This is a genomic window from Shewanella sp. 8A, assembly GCF_023475945.1.
GTDB lineage: Bacteria > Pseudomonadota > Gammaproteobacteria > Enterobacterales > Shewanellaceae > Shewanella > Shewanella xiamenensis.
The window spans coordinates 1-322 of sequence record NZ_JAMDJP010000114.1; the positions used below are offsets into that span (position 1 = coordinate 1).

The window sequence follows — 322 nt, forward strand, 5'->3', positions numbered from 1 at the left end:
CTCCTGCTTCAGTATGCCATTCACTCTTTCTGCTAATGCATTTTGGTAGCAATCATAACCATCCGTCATTGACGGCTGGATTTGGCTCGCCTGAAGCGCATTCTGATAAACTGCTGAGCAGTATTGTAAGCCTCTGTCTGAGTGATGCACTGCGTTGCCGATATAGCGCTTATCTTTGATGGCCATTTTTAACGCTTTCACCACACTCTCCGCTTTCATGTCTTTACTCACGTGATGACCGACTATCTTACGCGAACTCGCATCGGTGACCAGTGACAGGTAGTGCACACCTTGGTCTGACTCAAGATAGGTGATATCGCTG

The 322-nt window shown here is 47.5% G+C and carries 1 protein-coding gene; it reads right to left on the minus strand.

The genetic code is table 11. The features are described 5' to 3' along the window. Positions 1-322: DDE-type integrase/transposase/recombinase (locus M0413_RS22790; RefSeq protein WP_249555762.1), on the minus strand; the 322-nt coding region annotated here is incomplete at both ends.